This window comes from Bacillus sp. 2175 (assembly GCF_057812155.1).
The window spans coordinates 4,182,419-4,194,759 of sequence record NZ_CM173819.1; the positions used below are offsets into that span (position 1 = coordinate 4,182,419).

Sequence of the window (12,341 nt, forward strand, 5' to 3'; positions counted from 1 at the left end):
CTACGTGTTTTCTTCTTACATTTACTATAAGAAAAATAAGAAAAAGAAACGAGTGATTTCCCTTACAAAACGTTTTGTTATCTTACAGTTTTGTCATTTTTCTCATCAATGTATGATATTCTTCATCTTTTGCAAATTGGAACGTGAATGTTGTCCCTTCTCCTTCAGCCGATTGGACATACATTCCATGATGTAAATTATCGCAAATTTCCTTCGTAATATATAAGCCCATCCCAGTCGCTTCTCTCGTTTTACGTCCATTTATTCCCGTAAAAAATGGATCAAATATGCGCTTTACGTCTTGCTCTGGAATACCAATTCCATTGTCCTTAATATGTAATAACACCTTTTGATTTTTCTCTTCAATTTGAAATTGAATTTCTTTTTTCTCTGCCGCTGAAATTTTTGTATACTTGATTGCGTTTACAACAATTTGACCTATAGCAATACTCAGCCATTTTCTATCAGATGCAACCATACAAGTATCTTCTTCAAACATCACTTTCGGAAATACAGACGATTGAATAAAGGATTTCCGATTTTCATTAATAATACCTCGCACGACATCTATAACATTTACTACTTCTATCTTATAATCTTTCGCAAACTGCTCTAGTCTTGCCATATGTAACGCTAAATCTAAACCATTTAGTATACGGTTATTTTCTTCACGAATACTTTCAACTGTTGCTCTTGCCTCACGATGCTCTTTGCCAAACTTTTGCAGCAATAATTCAATAACAGATACTGGTGTTTTCATTTGGTGAATCCATTGGTTCATAAATATCATTTGCTGTTGCTCTTTCGCATGCTGTTTATGAACTTCATTCATATATTGCTGTCTTAATAACGTAAAAGATTCAACGACCATTTCTTGCTCTGATGTATAAGATTCATCAATAAGTAAAGAGTCATGTAATGTATTTCCATCAGTAACATACTTTTCGATCCTCTTTAAAAACACACTCCGTTTTCGGTAATCGTAAATGAGGTATACAGTAAACACAACTGTTCCTAATAAAAGTCCATATAACCACGTACTCCAATCAATGGATTTCTTTTCTAAAAGACTTTGCAGCTGTAAAACGAGCCCAAATAAACAAAGGCTAACAATATAAGAAAGAATTAAAGAAAAGCGGCCCATAAGGTAATTTTTAACCTTCATGCCCTTCGCCCCACTCCGTAAAAAGCGCATAACCATATCCACGTTTCGTTACAATTGCATTTTTAATGCCTAACTCCTCTAGTTTCTTCCTTACACGTTTTACATTTACGGTTAATGTATTATCATCCACAAATGCTACTTCATCCCATAGAGCTTCTAACAGTTCTTCGCGCGTTACATATTGATTCACCTGTTTCATTAAACACTCTAATAAGTAAAACTCATTTTTTGTCAGTTCAGTTTGTTGTCCTTGCCACTCAACAATATGCTGAGACGGGAATAACAACAGTCCATTTACACCTAAACAATCACTCTCAGCGGCAGAAGCATACTCTCCGTAACCACGGCGAAGTGCACTCTTCACCTTTGCCATTACGATATCTAAATGGAATGGCTTCGTAATATAATCATCGCCGCCATTTTCAATCGCCATTACTTGATCCATTTCTCCTGTTCTTGCAGAAACAAAAATAATTGGTGCATTCGATACAGTACGAATTTGACGACACCAATAAAAACCGTCAAAGTACGGTAAATTAATATCAAGTAACACGAGATGAGGATTCACTTTTACAAACTCATCTTTTATTTGACGTAAATCACTTGCTCTAAATGATTGATAGCCATACCTTTCTAAATGCTCTTCTAATATTCCCGCGATTTTCTCATCATCTTCTACAATTAATATTTTATACATGTTCGTTTTCTCCCCATAAAAAAATTCTTCTAAAACCACTCCCCTTTTTATTATAAATTGAAAATTTAATTAGTGGGGATTTTTTCCTATATAAATCCGATTTTTACGATATAAAAAAAGACTGCCGTATTTCGGCAGTCTTAATCGATAAATTCAAATTCATATTCAAGAATTTTTACAATATCTCCGTCTTTTGCACCACGTGCACGAAGCGCTTCATCAATACCCATTCCGCGCATTTGACGAGCGAAACGACGTACAGATTCATCACGTGAGAAGTCTGTCATCTTGAATGTTTTCTCAATATCGTAACCAGAGATAACAAACGTGCCATCACTTTCACGTGTAATTTCAAATTTAACACCTTCAGTATCAAATTTGTACATTACACTTGTATCAGACTCATCCGCAACTTCATGTATTGGGAATTCTGGTGTTGTTTCTATTAAGTTCGCTACTTCAAACAATAAGTCACGAACACCTTGTCTTGTTACAGCTGAGATTGGGAAGATTTTTACTTCGTCTCCCACTTTCTCTTTAAATGCTTGTAAGTTTTCTTCTGCATCTGGCATATCCATTTTGTTTGCAACAACAACTTGTGGACGCTCAGTTAAGCGAAGATTGTATTCTTTTAATTCATTATTAATCGTTACGTAATCTTCATATGGATCACGGCCTTCTAAACCAGACATATCAATAACATGCACGATTACACGTGTACGCTCAATATGACGTAAGAATTGGTGTCCAAGTCCGACGCCAGCATGTGCGCCTTCAATTAGTCCTGGAAGGTCAGCCATAACGAAGCTGCGGTTATCACCAGTTTCAACAACACCAAGATTTGGAACGATTGTTGTGAAGTGATACTCTGCAATTTTCGGACGCGCTGATGATACAACAGATAATAATGTAGATTTACCTACACTTGGGAATCCAACAAGTCCAACGTCTGCTAGTACTTTAAGTTCTAGAATAACATCACGCTCTTGACCTGGTTCCCCGTTCTCAGCGATTTCTGGCGCTGGGTTCGTAGCTGTTGCAAAACGTGAGTTACCACGGCCACCGCGGCCACCTTTTGCAATTACAGCAGTTTGTCCATGCGTTACTAAATCGGCAAGAATTTGACCAGTTTTTTCATCTTTTACTACTGTTCCTGGTGGAACCTTTACAAGTAAATCTTCAGATTTACGTCCGTGCTGACCTTTACTCATTCCGTGCTGACCGCGATCAGCTTTGAAATGACGTTGGTAGCGGAAGTCCATTAATGTACGTAAGCCTTCCTCAACTACGAAAACAACATCTGCACCTTTACCGCCGTCGCCACCTGCTGGGCCACCTTTTGGTACATACTTCTCACGACGATACGCAACCATACCGTTACCACCGTCGCCGCCTTTTACATATATCTTGACCTGATCTACAAACATTATTTCACCACACTTTTTTCAATTGGTTGTAATATAACTGAGACTTCTTCGTCTCGCACTGTATAAGAAATGGAATACCATTTATTGTTTTGGGTCGCAAGCCAATTCTGTAGTTCTTCTACACTCGTTAGCTTACCACGAAAATCAAAAAAGAAACGAGCATTATCCGCGTCACATTCAATTGTGATACAAACATAATTTTCAACATATACGTCTAAACTATGCTGAAGCATCGAGAAAAATTGATTCGTCCATGTACATACAGTCTCATCTAAGTGAGATAAGTTATGTAATTTCCCTAATACTTCGTACTCCAATAAGCACGGCTGCTGTTTCCAATTATATGTTAAAATCCACTCTGAAAATAAAGGCATTGATAGCCCCATCAGATTGGATTCTTGTCTCGCTTCTTGGACAAAACGATCGATGAGACTATGAATTTCTTCCACTTTTCCAAGGGAAAGGTTTCCTTTCACCATCTGCATACGATTGAGCCAATCATGTCTTGAATGGCGCAATGCATCTATAATTGTCCATTTTTCATTCATTTAGATACCCCTTAATATAGAAAAACTCTAACCTGCACTCAGGTTAGAGTTTTCCGTGAGTTCTTATGCTTCTTGAGCAACAGGATATACGCTCACTTGTTTGCGGTCACGACCAAGACGCTCAAAGCGTACTACGCCGTCAACTTTCGCGTATAAAGTGTCATCGCCACCACGACCAACGTTAACACCTGGATAAATTTTTGTACCGCGTTGACGGTAAAGAATTGAACCACCTGTAACCGTTTGACCATCTGCGCGTTTAGCACCAAGACGTTTTGACTGAGAGTCACGACCGTTCTTTGTACTACCTACACCTTTCTTAGATGCGAAAAACTGAAGATCTAATCTTAACATACGTTACACCTCCTGCACTTTTTCTATTAAACGGATATACTTTCCGTAATCAAGTTCGATCGTCTTAAGCGAAACAACTAATCCTTCTAAAAGCGTTTGTGCTTTTTCTGCTGTATGAACGTCTAAATCATTAGGCAATTCATATGTTAAGAATCCGCCATCACTTCCGAGTTCAATAGTTGCTTGCACATTACAAAGTTCTTCCACTGCATTTATAGAACCAAACACAACCGCTGTAGTTCCAGCACAGACAAGGTCTTGTCCATGTGGCGCATAATCGGCATGTCCAGTCATTTTAAATGATTGGATACTTCCTAATTTCGTGCGACTTATCGTAATTTTAATCATGTTAACCAGAATTAAGCGTTGATAGCTTCAACAACTAGCTTAGTGTAAGGTTGACGATGACCTTGTTTCTTACGATTGTTCTTTTTCGCTTTGTATTTGAAAACGATAATTTTCTTAGCGCGACCTTGTTTTTCAACTTTCGCAGTAACTGTTGCACCTTCTACAACTGGGCTACCAACTTTAACGTTTTCGCCACCAACGAAAAGAACTTTGTCAAAAGTAACAGTTTCACCAGCTTCAACATCTAATTTTTCAATGTAGATTGCTTGACCAGCTTCAACTTTAATTTGTTTTCCACCTGTTTCGATAATTGCGTACATACTTGCACCTCCTCTTAATTACTAAGACTCGCCAAAAACGAGGTAGACATAAATGCCTTTAGGGAACCTGTCTTGTGCGGTTGTAGCATATAGCCGTTTAGGTGCTATAAACTATAACATAAAGATGTTATCATGAATCATAGACGGTTGTCAATAAATGTTCTGCTAACTATTTTTTCCGCTCTACAATTTCTTTTTTACTTCCAAAACGAACGATAGCATACTTTTCGATATTATCATCTTTGAAATAAATTTCAAATGGAATATTTTTTTGTAATTCTTTTTGCAAAAACTGTTTTTGCAGTTCTTTAGGCGCAGCGATTAATACCGCTTCATCTTCTATATTGCCATATGTGATTAGTTCTCTCTCTAACTCATACGCAATTGTTTCATGCGACATCACATAACCCGTCGCTTTGCAAGGTACACACTCTTTTAATAATACGTCCCGTAAAGAATGCTTTTTACGTTTACGTGTCATTTCCAAAATCCCTAGCTCCGTAAAGCCGAGCACCCTTGTATATGTGCGGTCATCTTGCATAGCAGCTATAAGACATTCTCTTACCTTTTCTTTATCTTCTCTTTTTTTCATATTAATAAAATCAATTAATATCATACCACCAATATCACGAAGTCTTAATTGGCGTGCAATTTCTTCAGCTGCCATCTCATTTGTGCGAAGTACTGTATCTTGTAAATTTTGTTTTCCCGTAAACTTGCCCGTATTCACATCAATTACAGTCATCGTCTCCATTTGTTCTACAATTAAATAAGCACCATTTGGAAGCCACACAATTTTTTGGAGTGCTTTCTCAATTTCACGCTCTATTCCAAAATGGTTAAACATCGAAGACTTTTCATTATAAAAAGATACTTTTTCTTTTCCAACTTTGTCTTCTAATTCTTTTACTATACTTCTTGTATCTACAACTACTTTTTCAATGGTTTCAATTGGATTCTCTTGAAATACACGATCTAAAAAGGTCGCCGGTCGATGAAGTAATAACGGCGCCTTTCCTTGGCCCTCTTTTCTTTTTAACTCTTCATACAACTGTTGTAACCCTTGCATTTCAGCTTGTATTTCTTCAATTGCTCCTTTTTCAGAAGCAGAGCGGAAAATGTATCCCCCCGTTCCCTCTATTTCAATTTGGAGTAACTGTTGTCTTCTTTTATTATTTTTTATTTTTCGAGAAACAGCGCGCATCTCATCAAACGGCATATAAACGACATATTTCCCGGTAAATTCTATATTCGCTGTCAATTTAGGCCCTTTCGTATCAATTGCCTCTTTCACAACTTGTACGAGTATCGCTTGCCCTTCATGTATACGATAAGAAGATGGTACATCATCGTATGAAAGGTAAGCATGTTTTTCTAAACCGATGTTTACAAAAGCTGCATTCATTCCAGCAATTGTTCTTACGACACGTCCAACATAAATATGCCCAACAATCTCTTGCTCTTCATTACGTTTCCATAAAAACTCAACAATTTTTTTCTTCTCTTCAATTGCAACGCGCTTTTCCGAACCAGCGTAATTCACATATAACGTTTTCAAAATTATTTCCTCACTTTATAATCTTCTTTGCTTTTACAATAATAAAAGGTTAGTGCTATCGTCAACACTAACCGATTAATTCTTCAACTGATGAAGTTGTTCGTTTTTCAGTAAAATATGCATAGAGCAATTCATTTTCATCCAATGTGTAATGCTCTTTATATTTTCCACGGACGATAATAGAATGCTTATATCCTCTACGAAATTTTGTAAAGATCGTATATAAACGATCTTCCGTTTGCACTTCAATAGGTGCAATCTTTTCGATTCCTCTTTTGTTTCCATAATAACGTTCTAATAAAAAACGCATAAATGCATACCGTCTTTGTTTCCACTCTTGATATAATGACACTGCTAAAAATATGAGTAGTATCCACATCATAATATTGTTACTATTCCAGAGTAACTGCCATCCTAATATTACACCAAAAAAAACACATGACAATTGCATCATCTTTTCATGTGCTTGTAAATAAGGGAAACGATATGATAATACATTAAACAATACTTTCCCGCCATCTAACGGCCAAATAGGGAGTAAATTAAATGCTAAAATAATTATATTATTCCACATAAAGAAATAATATAAATCTGTATTCAGCCAACCGACTTCGAACAACATATAACCTACCAGCATCATCCAAACATGTTGAATCGGTCCTGCAATTACGACAACAAGTTCCTCTTTCAATGACTTATTACCATGTTCCTCAAGCTCGGCCACGCCACCAAACGGCAAAAGTTGAATTCTTTTTATACGCCAATTATAGTGTGCTGCTGCAAAAGCATGCCCAAGTTCATGAATAAGAACAATACAAAATAACAGTAGTAACTCTTTAAAACGCGCAGTAAAAATACCAATGACAATAATAACCCAAAATAATGGATGCACGGAAATTTTCGTTAAAACGTCCCTATATTTAATCAAATGATATCACCTGGATCGGATCAATAAATTTTTCATTCTTTTTTATCGCGAAATAAAACTTTCCGTTTTTATCATTTGTATCATTACTCACCGTTCCAATTTTTTGTTTCTTTGAAACGTAATCATATAATTTCACTGACATATCGTTTAAGTTTGCATACCATGACTCCGTACCATCTGCATGTTGAATTTGAACTGTATTTCCAAGTTCCTCTTTCTTGCCTGCAAAAACAACTAACCCTTCATTTACTGACTCCACTTTTGCATTTGTAGCTGTTTGGACAAATACACCTTGGCCATTTTTTTGAAACCCTTGCATTACCTTTCCAGAAGCAGGAATTGCATAATCCTTTTGCTGAATACTTCCTTCTTTTTTCTCGTTCGGCGAATAGAATACGAGCGGTTTTCCAAATTGCTTTTCATACCATTTCGCTACAGTAGCAAACTGAAATTCCTCTTTCATCACTTTTTCTGTAACAGCTTTAGCTCCATTGAATGAAGAAGGAGCATTCTTATATAAAATAGCAACCGAAAGAACTAATATTGCTGATAATAAAACTTTGAAGAAAAAGACTTCCTTTCGAAATAAAGGATGCATTTCCTTTTCTCCATCTTCAATAAATACCGCTTCACTATCGAAATTCCCTCCGTTAAAATACTGCTCTTCCTCCATCCTTTCTTGCTCGGCCTTCCTTTTTGCAATCCGCTTTTTAATTTCTTCTACGCGTCTATTCTTCATACTGTCTCCTTTCTTTCGTTAAGCTAATTTCATTAGAAACAGTTGTATACAGTTTGTACATATGTATGAGCTAAGAAAGAAAGATATTCGTGTGAAGAAAAAAGAAAGCACCTCGCATATGTGCGAAGTGCTCTTAACGGATTCCAAAGAAGTTTTTCACCTTTGCAAATACCGATACCTTTTCTTGTTCAAATGCTTGTAATGGTACATTCTCACCTAACAAGCGTCTTGCAATATTACGATAAGCCAACGCTGCTTTTCCGCTTGGTTGCAACGCCACAGGTTCACCTGTATTTGTAGCTCGAATAACTTCATCGTCATCTTCGACAACACCAAGAAGCTCGATTGACAATGTACGTACAATTTCATCAACATCTAACATATCCTGTTCATGAAGCATATGACTACGTACACGGTTAATAACAAGTTTCGGTGGTTCAATATCCTCTTTTTCTAAAAGCCCAATAATACGATCCGCATCGCGCATTGAGGATACTTCTGGAGTCGTAACAACGATTGCTTTATCCGCACCAGCTACCGCATTTTTAAATCCCTGCTCAATCCCCGCAGGACAATCGATTAATATGTAATCATAATCTTGACGTAATACTTGTATTAATTCATCCATTTGTTCAGGTGTTACCGCTGATTTATCACTCGTTTGTGCTGCAGGTAATAAATAAAGATCATCAAAACGTTTGTCTTTAATAAGAGCCTGAGGTAAACGGCAACGCCCTTCAACGACATCAACAAGATCAAATACAATACGATTTTCCAGCCCCATTACTACGTCTAAATTTCGAAGACCGATATCTGTGTCAATTAAGCACACTTTCTTTCCAGATAACGCTAGGGCCGTACCAATGTTCGCAGATGTAGTAGTTTTACCTACTCCGCCTTTTCCAGATGTAATTACTATTGCCTCTCCCACAGCTATACAATTCCCCTTTCTAACTTTGTTAAATTAGGTCTGAGATGAGTGAGAAGTTGCAGGCGATCGACAACAATGTGATTGTTCTCATTAATATACGCACATTCTGCCGCCTCCGCTCCGTCTTCTTTCTCTTCCGGAGCCCGCATTGCCACATCACTAATTCGAAGTTGCATCGGGTTCATAACAGATGCAGCGATTACAGCATCCGAATCCCCATAATACCCAGCATGTGCAATTCCTCTTAATGATCCTACGACAAAAATATTCCCCCCAGCGATAACCGTTCCGCCTGGATTAACATCTCCAATTAACAACAAATTTCCTTTTACATGTAAAACTTGTCCAGAGCGAACAATTTTGGAAATAGGGACAATTTCTGTTTCTTCTTTCCAAGCTATTGCTTCTGCTTTAGTGATAACATCACTTTCAATTGAATCCACAACAAGATTCTTTTTATTACGAATTAACGTACGAATCTCTTCTTGTTGGACTTCTGTTAAATAACGATTTCCTACTTTCACATGCACTTCAATTAAAGAGCGCCCATCACCATCGTAGTAATGTGTAGAAAGTTTTTCGTCTAATTCCACCAATAATTCTGAGAATGAACAACAATCATCTAAATGAAGCGTTATCCCATCTTTTGTCCCTTTTATCGTTACATTTTGTTGCTTTTTTTCTTCCACTAAAGTTCACCCCACCGATTCAATTCGACATAAAATTAGAAAATCCTTTTTTCTTTTTCTTCCATCGCTTTTGAAAGACGCACTATATATCGTCTCAGTGGGAAACAAACTATCAATAAGAAAATAGCATTTAACAATAAAGTAGAAAGGAGACGATCTGTGAAAAAGACATACGCTGGCATATGAGTACGTCCTAATAAAGTTAAGAATCCATACACATAATACTCTAGTGCTACAACGCTAGCTAATATGATAGAAACAACAATAAATAAATTCAATTGTAGTACTTTCATCACACTATATACTAAATAAGCTAAAATCGGATAAGCAAAAATATATATCCCGACAAGTTCTGTGTATACGGTATCAAATAAGAAGCCAAATAATAGTCCGTAATAAATCCCTTGGACCGGACTATAATACACTGTAATAAAACATAAGACGATTATAAAGAAATGCGGTGCTGCTATGCTGTCTTTCCAAAACACATCCGTTGGAACAACAGTAGCAAACATATTTTCAAATAGAAACACAAAAAGGAGCAAAAGAGGAAGAGCTGCTCTTTTTAATATCTTCATCATCTCTTCTTCTCCTCCTATTCTAATGGCGCTGAAGGTGTTGCACGTTTAGCAACCGTAATATGCTCTACGTCATTTAAATCAGCGGCAGGTTTTACATAAGCTGTTTTTGTTAAGCCATATGCATCTGGCTGAACTTCAACGATTTTTCCAATTACAAGACCTTTCGGGAAAATATCACCCAGTCCAGATGTTACAACTAGTTGATCTTTCACTACCGGTGCATCAGAGCCAATCTTTGTGAAAAGAAGTAATTGCTTTTCTTTGTCATAACCTTCAATCAATCCAAAGATTTTCTCTTGCCCTTGTACAATAGCAGAAACACGATTTGTTCGGCTCATAGAACTTAGTAATTCTACTGATGATGTAAACTGAGATACACTTTTCACTCTTCCAACTAACCCTTGTGAAGTTACTACAGCCATATCTTTTTTAATTCCTTGCTGTGCCCCTTTATCAATTCCAATTAAATCGTACCATTTATCTGGATTACGAGAAACAACAGTAGCTGGAATTTCAGTATACCCGCTATTTAACTCTTTTTTACCAGTTAGCTCTTGTAGCTTCTTGTTATCATCTTCTAATTGTTTTACTTTCCCTGATAGACCTGCATAATTATCTAATTTTGCTTTTAATTCTTTATTCTCTTCATACGTGCGCTTTACATCCTCTACATTTTCGAAGAATCCAGCTACGTATTTCGCTGGCTTTTGGAATACACGTTCTACAACACCGACAGTATCTTTAACAAACTGCTCTGGCCATGTTAAACTGTTCCGTTCTTTCAATGAGATTCCAATCAATGCCACGAGAAGAATAATACTAACCAACAAAACAATTAATCTTTTGTTTAAGAAAAACTGTGGCACGTTCACACCCTCTTAATTTCACTGATTTTTATTTTGCAATATTATCGAGCAGCAGTTTTGAAAAGATCGATATTGTCTAATGCTTTACCTGTTCCAATTGCTACGCAATCTAATGGATCTTCTGCAACAAGAACTGGCATTTTCGTTTCTTCACTAATTACTTTATCTAAATTACGTAGTAATGCCCCGCCACCTGTTAATACGATACCGCGGTCCATAATATCAGCCGCTAATTCAGGTGGAGTTTTTTCTAACGTATTTTTAACTGATTCTACAATCGCATCTACTGTATCTTTTAATGCATCTGCAATTTCTTCTGGCTGAATTAGTACTGTTTTTGGTAAACCACTTACTAAATCACGACCGCGAATTTCCATAGGCTCGATACCTTCTGGCTCGCCTGCAGAACCAATTTCTAATTTTAATGCTTCAGCTGTTCTTTCACCGATCATTAAGTTATAGCTTTTCTTAATGTACTGAATGATTGAATCGTCCATATCATCACCAGCAACACGGACTGACTGGCTTGTTACAATACCACCTAGAGAAATAATTGCAACTTCTGTTGTACCACCACCGATATCAACAACCATACTACCAGTTGGTTCCCAAACAGGTAAGTTTGCACCAATCGCTGCTGCAAATGGCTCTTCGATAGGATAAGCATCACGAGCACCCGCTTGACGAGTCGCATCGATTACTGCACGTCTTTCTACAGCTGTAATACCAGATGGTACACATACCATTACATACGGCTTACGTGAGAAGAAACCGTTTGATTTTTGAGCTTGTTGAATGTAATATTTCATCATTGTTGCAGTTGTTTCGTAATCAGCAATTACACCGTCTTTCATCGGGCGAAGTGCCACAACGTTCCCTGGTGTACGACCAATCATTTGTTTTGCGTCGCTACCTACAGCAACGATTTGTTTCGTATCAGTTTGTAACGCCACTACTGAAGGTTCACGTAAAACTACACCTTTTCCTTTTACATATACAAGCGTGTTCGCAGTTCCTAAGTCTATTCCAAGATCGCGAGTAAATCCACCAAATCCAAACATATTATTTATCTTCCTTTCTTGTTTTCACGGACTCATTTTTTCTTAATTTATATTATAAAAACAGTACGTTTTTTATATCTTTATCCTTTTTGTAGATAAATTTCTACAAAAAACTCATAAATCACATTA

At 36.9% G+C, this 12,341-nt stretch carries 15 protein-coding genes and 1 other annotated feature; all 15 genes read right to left on the reverse strand.

The window, feature by feature from the left end:
- Nucleotides 1-82: 82 nt before the first annotated feature.
- The 15 genes from ACXKY9_RS21665 to mreB all read right to left on the reverse strand — a co-directional run bounded on the left by ACXKY9_RS21665 (nucleotide 83) and on the right by mreB (nucleotide 12,212).
- Nucleotides 83-1,165, reverse strand: a complete 1,083-nt coding sequence (locus ACXKY9_RS21665; protein WP_000865415.1) for a HAMP domain-containing histidine kinase — start codon at nucleotides 1,163-1,165, stop codon at nucleotides 83-85.
- Nucleotides 1,155-1,862 carry a response regulator transcription factor gene (locus ACXKY9_RS21670; RefSeq protein ID WP_001986640.1) on the reverse strand — a complete coding sequence of 236 codons (708 nt, stop codon included), beginning with the start codon at nucleotides 1,860-1,862 and terminating at the stop codon, nucleotides 1,155-1,157. The genes ACXKY9_RS21665 and ACXKY9_RS21670 overlap by 11 nt, the downstream gene beginning before the upstream one ends.
- 140 nt (nucleotides 1,863-2,002) lie before the next feature.
- On the reverse strand, nucleotides 2,003-3,289 hold the full coding sequence (gene obgE / locus ACXKY9_RS21675; RefSeq protein ID WP_000497128.1) for a GTPase ObgE: 1,287 nt from the start codon (nucleotides 3,287-3,289) through the stop codon (nucleotides 2,003-2,005).
- On the reverse strand, nucleotides 3,289-3,837 hold the full coding sequence (locus ACXKY9_RS21680) for a sporulation initiation phosphotransferase B (RefSeq protein ID WP_001003584.1): 549 nt from the start codon (nucleotides 3,835-3,837) through the stop codon (nucleotides 3,289-3,291). Before ACXKY9_RS21680 ends, obgE begins: the two co-directional genes overlap by 1 nt.
- 63 nt (nucleotides 3,838-3,900) lie before the next feature.
- Nucleotides 3,901-4,191, reverse strand: a complete 291-nt coding sequence (gene rpmA / locus ACXKY9_RS21685) for a 50S ribosomal protein L27 (protein WP_000944958.1) — start codon at nucleotides 4,189-4,191, stop codon at nucleotides 3,901-3,903.
- Between the two features lie 3 nt (nucleotides 4,192-4,194).
- Nucleotides 4,195-4,539, reverse strand: coding sequence for a ribosomal-processing cysteine protease Prp (locus ACXKY9_RS21690; protein WP_002001054.1), 345 nt, complete (start codon nucleotides 4,537-4,539; stop codon nucleotides 4,195-4,197).
- A gap of 11 nt (nucleotides 4,540-4,550) precedes the next feature.
- Nucleotides 4,551-4,859 (reverse strand): 50S ribosomal protein L21, encoded by a 309-nt coding sequence (rplU, locus tag ACXKY9_RS21695; RefSeq protein ID WP_000270907.1) that lies wholly within the window; start codon nucleotides 4,857-4,859, stop codon nucleotides 4,551-4,553.
- A gap of 14 nt (nucleotides 4,860-4,873) precedes the next feature.
- Nucleotides 4,874-4,951, reverse strand: a sequence feature (ribosomal protein L21 leader region).
- 77 nt (nucleotides 4,952-5,028) lie between these two features.
- Nucleotides 5,029-6,417, reverse strand: coding sequence for an Rne/Rng family ribonuclease (locus tag ACXKY9_RS21700; RefSeq protein ID WP_000855488.1), 1,389 nt, complete (start codon nucleotides 6,415-6,417; stop codon nucleotides 5,029-5,031).
- 67 nt (nucleotides 6,418-6,484) lie between these two features.
- The gene (spoIVFB, locus tag ACXKY9_RS21705) at nucleotides 6,485-7,345 is read right to left on the reverse strand and encodes a stage IV sporulation intramembrane metalloprotease SpoIVFB (protein ID WP_000599055.1); all 861 of its coding nucleotides are present in this window, start codon (nucleotides 7,343-7,345) and stop codon (nucleotides 6,485-6,487) included.
- Nucleotides 7,338-8,084, reverse strand: coding sequence for a stage IV sporulation protein SpoIVFA (spoIVFA, locus tag ACXKY9_RS21710; RefSeq protein ID WP_000797471.1), 747 nt, complete (start codon nucleotides 8,082-8,084; stop codon nucleotides 7,338-7,340). Before spoIVFA ends, spoIVFB begins: the two co-directional genes overlap by 8 nt.
- A gap of 133 nt (nucleotides 8,085-8,217) precedes the next feature.
- Nucleotides 8,218-9,015 carry a septum site-determining protein MinD gene (gene minD, locus ACXKY9_RS21715; RefSeq protein WP_000503309.1) on the reverse strand — a complete coding sequence of 266 codons (798 nt, stop codon included), beginning with the start codon at nucleotides 9,013-9,015 and terminating at the stop codon, nucleotides 8,218-8,220.
- A gap of 2 nt (nucleotides 9,016-9,017) precedes the next feature.
- The gene (gene minC, locus ACXKY9_RS21720; RefSeq protein ID WP_000391525.1) at nucleotides 9,018-9,704 is read right to left on the reverse strand and encodes a septum site-determining protein MinC; all 687 of its coding nucleotides are present in this window, start codon (nucleotides 9,702-9,704) and stop codon (nucleotides 9,018-9,020) included.
- A gap of 35 nt (nucleotides 9,705-9,739) precedes the next feature.
- The gene (gene mreD / locus ACXKY9_RS21725) at nucleotides 9,740-10,285 is read right to left on the reverse strand and encodes a rod shape-determining protein MreD (RefSeq protein ID WP_000975766.1); all 546 of its coding nucleotides are present in this window, start codon (nucleotides 10,283-10,285) and stop codon (nucleotides 9,740-9,742) included.
- A 14-nt stretch (nucleotides 10,286-10,299) separates the two neighbouring features.
- Nucleotides 10,300-11,151 (reverse strand): rod shape-determining protein MreC, encoded by an 852-nt coding sequence (mreC, locus tag ACXKY9_RS21730; protein WP_001135490.1) that lies wholly within the window; start codon nucleotides 11,149-11,151, stop codon nucleotides 10,300-10,302.
- Between the two features lie 41 nt (nucleotides 11,152-11,192).
- Complete coding sequence (gene mreB / locus ACXKY9_RS21735; RefSeq protein WP_000466736.1) at nucleotides 11,193-12,212, reverse strand: cell shape-determining protein MreB; 1,020 nt, start codon at nucleotides 12,210-12,212, stop codon at nucleotides 11,193-11,195.
- Between the last annotated feature and the right edge of the window lie 129 nt (nucleotides 12,213-12,341).

Coding starts and splice junctions, on each gene's coding strand:
- ACXKY9_RS21665 (WP_000865415.1), bottom strand. CDS start 1,165: ATGAAGGTTAAAAATTACCTTATGGGCCGCTTTTCTTTAATTCTTTCT.
- ACXKY9_RS21670 (WP_001986640.1), bottom strand. CDS start 1,862: ATGTATAAAATATTAATTGTAGAAGATGATGAGAAAATCGCGGGAATA.
- obgE (WP_000497128.1), bottom strand. CDS start 3,289: ATGTTTGTAGATCAGGTCAAGATATATGTAAAAGGCGGCGACGGTGGT.
- ACXKY9_RS21680 (WP_001003584.1), bottom strand. CDS start 3,837: ATGAATGAAAAATGGACAATTATAGATGCATTGCGCCATTCAAGACAT.
- rpmA (WP_000944958.1), bottom strand. CDS start 4,191: ATGTTAAGATTAGATCTTCAGTTTTTCGCATCTAAGAAAGGTGTAGGT.
- ACXKY9_RS21690 (WP_002001054.1), bottom strand. CDS start 4,539: ATGATTAAAATTACGATAAGTCGCACGAAATTAGGAAGTATCCAATCA.
- rplU (WP_000270907.1), bottom strand. CDS start 4,859: ATGTACGCAATTATCGAAACAGGTGGAAAACAAATTAAAGTTGAAGCT.
- spoIVFA (WP_000797471.1), bottom strand. CDS start 8,084: ATGAAGAATAGACGCGTAGAAGAAATTAAAAAGCGGATTGCAAAAAGG.
- mreD (WP_000975766.1), bottom strand. CDS start 10,285: ATGATGAAGATATTAAAAAGAGCAGCTCTTCCTCTTTTGCTCCTTTTT.
- mreB (WP_000466736.1), bottom strand. CDS start 12,212: ATGTTTGGATTTGGTGGATTTACTCGCGATCTTGGAATAGACTTAGGA.